At 58.5% G+C, this 6,462-nt stretch carries 4 protein-coding genes; all 4 read right to left on the minus strand.

Going from position 1 to position 6,462, the window contains the following annotated elements; genetic code table 11:
* Positions 1–133 precede the first annotated feature (133 nt).
* Positions 134–1,426, minus strand: a complete 1,293-nt coding sequence (serS, locus tag F8562_RS27300) for a serine--tRNA ligase (RefSeq protein ID WP_009653254.1) — start codon at positions 1,424–1,426, stop codon at positions 134–136.
* Between the two features lie 91 nt (positions 1,427–1,517).
* Complete coding sequence (gene rarA, locus F8562_RS27305) at positions 1,518–2,861, minus strand: replication-associated recombination protein RarA (RefSeq protein ID WP_004849446.1); 1,344 nt, start codon at positions 2,859–2,861, stop codon at positions 1,518–1,520.
* Positions 2,862–2,869: 8 nt separating this feature from the next.
* Entirely contained in the window at positions 2,870–3,481 is a 612-nt protein-coding gene (gene lolA / locus F8562_RS27310) for an outer membrane lipoprotein chaperone LolA (RefSeq protein ID WP_004130911.1), read from the minus strand.
* Positions 3,482–3,602: 121 nt separating this feature from the next.
* Positions 3,603–6,462 (minus strand): DNA translocase FtsK (gene ftsK / locus F8562_RS27315; protein ID WP_226789539.1); only part of this gene is annotated, 2,860 nt, incomplete at its 5' end.

Genomic DNA, 6,462 nt, shown 5'->3' on the forward strand with positions numbered 1-6,462 from the left:
ACCTTTATTAGTTTTTTATCCTGTTTAATCCAAAGGGAGTATCTTCGTAATCGCGAAGGCGATTATTGCCCGGTATCAAGAAGGGGGTAAAAAAAAAGCGCCCGCAGGCGCTTTTGAGAAGAGCGTTGAAAAATCAGCCGATAAATTCAAGGCCGCGCATATACGGACGCAGAACTTCCGGGATCTCGATGCGACCATCCGCCTGCTGATAGTTTTCCATCACCGCGACCAGCGTACGTCCAACCGCCAGGCCAGAACCGTTCAGCGTGTGTACGAGGCGAGTTTTCTTGTCAGATTTGCTGCGGCAGCGTGCCTGCATGCGACGCGCCTGGAAATCCCAGACGTTGGAGCAGGAAGAGATCTCACGATAGGTATTCTGCGCCGGCACCCACACTTCCAGATCGTAGGTTTTGCATGCGCTGAAGCCCATATCGCCCGTGCACAGAGCCACTTTACGATACGGCAGACCCAGCAGCTGCAGCACTTTCTCGGCGTGGCCAGTCATCTCCTCCAGCGCCGCCATGGAATCTTCCGGACGTACAATCTGCACCATCTCGACTTTGTCGAACTGGTGCATACGGATCAGACCGCGGGTATCGCGACCGTAAGATCCGGCTTCAGAGCGGAAGCACGGCGTATGCGCGGTCATTTTGATCGGCAGATCGTCTTCATCAATGATTTCATCGCGAACCAGGTTGGTCAGCGGAACTTCCGCCGTCGGGATCAGCGCGTAGTTGCTGCTGTCGGCTTCTTCTTCCAGCGGACGAGTATGGAACAGGTCGCCGGCGAATTTCGGCAGCTGACCGGTACCGTACAGCGTGTCCTGGTTAACCAGATACGGGACGTAGTTTTCGCTGTAGCCGTGCTGTTCGGTATGCAGATCCAGCATAAACTGCGCCAGCGCGCGATGCAGGCGTGCCAGCTGGCCCTTCATGACCACAAAGCGAGAACCGGTCAGCTTCACGGCGGCGGCAAAATCCAGCCCTCCATGCATTTCGCCCAGCGTGACGTGATCGCGAACGTCAAAATCGAACTCACGCGGGGTTCCCCAGCGGCTGACTTCAACGTTGTCGTTTTCGTCGCGACCGGCCGGAACGTCGTCGTGCGGGATATTAGGGATAGCCAGCGCGATATCGCGGATCTCCGCCAGCAGCGCGTCCAGCTCGGTCTTAGCGGCATCAAGCTGCTCGCCGAGTTTGTTCACTTCCAGGCGTAATGGCTCAATATCTTCCCCGCGCGCTTTCGCCTGGCCAATGGATTTCGATCGGGAGTTGCGCTCCGCCTGCAGGTTTTCAGTTTGAACCTGCAGAACTTTACGACGCTCTTCCAGAGCGCGAAGTTTATCTACATCCAGCTTAAAGCCCCGGCGTGCCAGTTTTTCTGCGACTGCGTCTGGCTCGGTACGCAGCAGATTGGGATCGAGCATGCTTATCCTGTGCTTATCGAATTAATAAAAGAAAAATGGCCGCAGAGCGCGACCACGGAAATAGTGTGACAACCTTACCGCAACGCCTCAATTATCGGTAGCGTTTTATCGGGCTATTTTGATCCTGTTCGGTTAACCAGGCGAGCTTTTCGCCTATTTTGCCCTCCAGCCCCCGGTTTGTCGGCTTATAATAGCGCGTTTGCGCCATTTCCTGCGGGAAGTACTGCTCCCCGGCGGCATAAGCATTCGGTTCATCGTGAGCATAGCGATACTCTTGCCCGTAGCCCATCTCTTTCATCAGCTTCGTTGGGGCATTGCGCAAATGAACCGGGACGTCGTAATCGGGACGTTCGCGGGCGTCGGCCATTGCCGCTTTAAACGCGGTGTAAACCGCGTTGCTTTTGGGCGCACAGGCAAGATAAACAATGGCCTGTGCAATCGCCCGTTCGCCTTCCGCCGGTCCGACACGGGTAAAGCAGTCCCAGGCGGAGATCGCAACCTGCATCGCGCGCGGATCGGCGTTGCCGACATCTTCCGAGGCAATCGCCAGGCAGCGGCGGGCAACGTAGAGCGGATCGCCGCCGGCGGTAATAATCCGCGCGTACCAGTAGAGGGCGGCGTCCGGGGCGCTGCCGCGAACCGATTTGTGCAGCGCGGAGATTAAATCGTAAAAGCGATCGCCTTTGTTGTCGAAACGCGCGCTGCGCTCACCGGCAATTTCAGTCAGCAGCTCAACTTTCAGCACGCGATTGCCGGAGGCGTCGGCTTCGGCCATATCGGCCATCATTTCCAGCGTATTCAGCGCCCGGCGCGCATCGCCGTTGACAAGGTCAGCGATGGCCTTGCGCGTCTCGTCCGGCAGGACGATATTTTGCCCGCCGTAGCCGCGCGTTTTGTCGCTCATCGCCTGGTTGAGCACCTGCTCGATGTCGTCGCTGGTCAGCGACTTGAGCAGATAAACGCGCGCGCGGGATAACAGCGCGGAATTGAGTTCAAAGGAGGGATTTTCCGTCGTCGCGCCGATAAAGGTGATGGTCCCGTCTTCAATATGCGGCAGAAAGGCGTCCTGCTGGCTTTTATTGAAACGGTGCACTTCGTCGACAAACAGGATCGTGCGGCGACCCGCGTTGCGGTTTTGGCGCGCGCGTTCAATGGCCTCGCGGATCTCTTTCACCCCGGAGGTCACCGCTGAGATACGTTCAACGTCGGCGCTGGCATAGCGCGCAATCACTTCGGCCAGGGTGGTTTTTCCTGTCCCGGGCGGCCCCCAGAGGATCATCGAGTGTAGATGCCCGGCCTCAATCGCCCTCGGTAAGGGTTTACCCGGCGCCAGCAGGTGCTGCTGACCAATGTACTGCGCTAAATTTTCTGGCCGCATACGGGCGGCCAGAGGTTGAAACGCGTTATCGGAAAAATCGAGCGACAGGTTGCTCACGTTCGCCTCTATTTACGTTGATCGTCCACCGTAACCCCTTGCGGCGGCGTGAAGGTGAACTTAGATGCATCCACAGCACCATTTTGTTGCGATTTCAGCTGATAGCTGCTGCGTTGATCGTCCTGTTCCACGGCGCTGAACTGATGAATCGTACCGTCGCGACCCACGTTGATGGTGAACTGCTTCAGATTACCGCTGCCGTTTTTCGGCGTCAGAACAAAATCGTCACCGTTCTGCTTAATGTTGTAGTTCTGCCAGTCGCTGGCCTGATTGCGGGCAATCAGCATAAACGGCGTGTTGCTGGTCGCATCTTTCAGCCAGGTAGCGGTAGCCTGCTCAACAAACGGGTTGTAAAACCACAGCGTTTTGCCGTCGGACACCAGCACGCTTTCATCCGGCTGGGTCATATGCCAGTTGAACAGATTAGGCCGCTTGACCCACAGGTCCCCCTGCCCGTCCTGCACGGCATTACCGCTGCCGTCCGTCACTTTCTGCGTAAAGCTGGAGTGGAAGCTGCTCACTTTATCAAGGCGGCTTTTTAAATCGCTGGCGGCATCCGCCCATACCTGACTGACGACAAAACTGGACAGTAATGCACAGGTGATTGCGAGTTTTTTCATTGTTATTCCTTAATGTGCGTCACTCCCGACGCGGGAGCCTGGTCTGCTGCTAATGTAGAACGGCCAACGGCCGTAAAACAGCAGAACAGGCTGATTTTCACTTATTTACCCAACTTTGCGGTTACTCGAAAGGCGGCGGCGCCAGCACTTCACGGTTACCGTTATGCCCCTGCTCGCTCACGATCCCCTGAGCTTCCATTTGCTCAATGATACGCGCGGCGCGGTTATAGCCAATGCGGAACTGACGCTGAACCCCAGATATGGAGGCTTTGCGTTTTTCCGTCACAAAGTTGACGGCCTGATCGAACAGCGGATCGAGCTCTTCACCGCCCTCGTAGCCACCGCCGCCGCCTTCGCTTTCGCTATCGGAGGTAATGCCATCGACATACTGCGGACGCCCGCGCGCCTTCCAGTCCTGAACGACCGCGTGAACTTCCTCGTCGCGTACAAAAGCGCCGTGGACGCGCACAGGGATCGTCGAGTTAGGCGCGGAGTAGAGCATATCGCCCATTCCCAGCAGTGATTCCGCACCGCCCTGGTCAAGGATAGTACGCGAGTCAATTTTACTCGATACGGTAAAGGCGATACGCGTCGGGATGTTGGCTTTAATCAGGCCGGTGATAACGTCAACCGACGGTCGCTGGGTCGCCAGCACCAGGTGGATCCCCGCGGCGCGCGCTTTCTGCGCCAGGCGCGCAATCAGCTCTTCCACTTTCTTGCCGACGGTCATCATCAGGTCGGCAAACTCGTCCACCAGCACCACGATGTAAGGCTCTTTTTTCAGTACCGGATGCGTCGCATCCATACTGTCGCCAGGCTTCCAGTAAGGATCCGGAATGGGCCGTCCCATACGTGCGGCTTCAGCAATCTTCTCGTTATAACCCGCGAGATTACGTACGCCCAGCGCAGACATCTGTTTATACCGACGCTCCATCTCGTTAACGCTCCAGCGCAAAGCATTGGCCGCGTCTTTCATATCCGTCACGACTTCCGTTAACAGATGCGGTATTCCCTCATAGACCGACAGCTCGAGCATTTTCGGGTCAATCATGATGAATTTCACGTCTTCCGGCTGCGCTTTATAGAGCATGCTGAGGATCATGGCGTTGACCCCAACGGATTTACCGGAACCGGTGGTACCCGCCACCAGCAGGTGCGGCATCTTCGCCAGATCGGCAGTGACAGGTTCACCCGCGATGTCTTTCCCGAGGACCACCGTGAGCGGTGAAGGATTATCGCGGAATTTCGCATTATCCAGCACTTCGCGCAGGTAAACGGTCTGGCGCTTTTTGTTAGGCAGCTCCAGGCCAACGTAGGGTTTACCCGGGATCACTTCCACCACGCGAACCGCCGCAGTGGACAGAGAACGGGCCAGATCGCGCGACAGGTTAGAAATGCGCGCCGCTTTCACGCCCGGCGCCAGGTTAAGCTCAAAGCGGGTAATAACCGGGCCAGGTGAGTAGTTCACCACATCGGCTTTAATGCGGAAATCGGCCAGACGAGCTTCAACCAGACGCGCCATTTGCTCTAGAGCAAAGGTATCGATCGGCTCAACTTCAGCCGGTGGCGGCGTGAGCAGGTCAAGCGAGGGCAGCAGCGTCGTCGGCTTCTGTAACGGGCGACTGTCGCCATTGCGCATCAACAGCGGGTGAATGAGACTTTCCTGCGGCTGCGGGATCGGCTGCTGCGGAGCCTGCTGCTGCGGATAGCTGCCAGGAGCCTGCTGCGGCATCGGCTGATGGTGAACCGGCTGCTGCTGCTGCGCGGGTTGATAAGCCTGCTGCTGCGCATGTTGCGGCGGCTGAGGCATCTGCTGGTGCGGCATCGGCTGCTGTACGGGCTGCGAATGCTGGGCCGGCTGCTGATACTGCGGGGCAGGCTGCTGTACTTCCGGCAACGGCGTGAAGACAGGCTCGCTCGGCGTATCATCAACTAACGTTTTCATTGGCGAGAATTCATAATCCGCCGCAGAGAACGGATGCGATCCCGGCGGCTGCTCGCTGGCGTAGCGCTGCTGCTGGGAAGCGGCAAACTGACGGGCAAGTTCGGCTTCAGCGGCAGAATCCTCGTCTACATCATCCTCTTCCGCAGCGTAGCTATCGCCATAGCGCTGATTTTGCGCAGCCGCGAACTGACGCGCCAGCTCACCCTGCTCAAGCTCTGCTACTTCCTCGTCCGTCAGCGCATCGTCATCATAGTGCTGATGCTCTGCCTGACGCGCACGTTCTTCAGCCAACCGCTGCGAAGGCAGCTTAATGCCATAGGAAGCCAGCTCACGGCGCGTGGGCACGCGAACGCGGTTTGGACGCGGCAATTTCGGCCCTATGCCCTCTTTTACCTGCGCTCGCGGGCCGCCCGACGCCGGGCTAAACAGCGGCGCGGCGCTGGATGCGGCAGATGCGACGGAGGTCGCCGCGGCGCTAGCAGAGGCCGCCCCGGTGGCCTGATGGACGCCAGCCGCCAGCGCGCTCACCGCGGCAACATCAGCCGCCGGAGCAGGCGGAGGCGCGATCGGTTTTGTCGCAACCGGACTGACCGGCTCCGGAATCGGCTGATACCATGCGGCAAGCTGCTCGCGTTCACGCGCGCGTTTCTCTTCCACTTCTTCAAAGTAGTACATCGGCGGACGCTGAGGCTTCACCTCCTCTTGCGGAGGCTCAGGCTCAACGGAGGCGGCGTAAGGCTCAGGCTGCTGTACCGGGGCCTGTTCCGGCTGGTACGCGTGCTGCGGCTGGTAAGCCGGTTCCGGCTGATACGCTGGCTGCTGTACCGGGGCCTGTTCCGGCTGGTACGCATGCTGCGGCTGGTAAGCCGGTTCCGGCTGATATGCTGGCTGCTGTACCGGAGCCTGTTCCGGCTGGTACGCATGCTGCGGCTGGTAAGCCGGTTCGGGCTGATACGCTGGCTGCTGTACCGGGGCCTGTTCCGGCTGGTACGCATGCTGCGGCTGATAAGTCGGTGCTGGCTGATACGCTGGCTGC

The organism is Klebsiella sp. RCJ4 (genome assembly GCF_009025755.1).
Taxonomy (GTDB): domain Bacteria; phylum Pseudomonadota; class Gammaproteobacteria; order Enterobacterales; family Enterobacteriaceae; genus Klebsiella; species Klebsiella michiganensis.

Coding starts and splice junctions, on each gene's coding strand:
- lolA (WP_004130911.1), bottom strand. CDS start 3,481: ATGAAAAAACTCGCAATCACCTGTGCATTACTGTCCAGTTTTGTCGTC.
- serS (WP_009653254.1), bottom strand. CDS start 1,426: ATGCTCGATCCCAATCTGCTGCGTACCGAGCCAGACGCAGTCGCAGAA.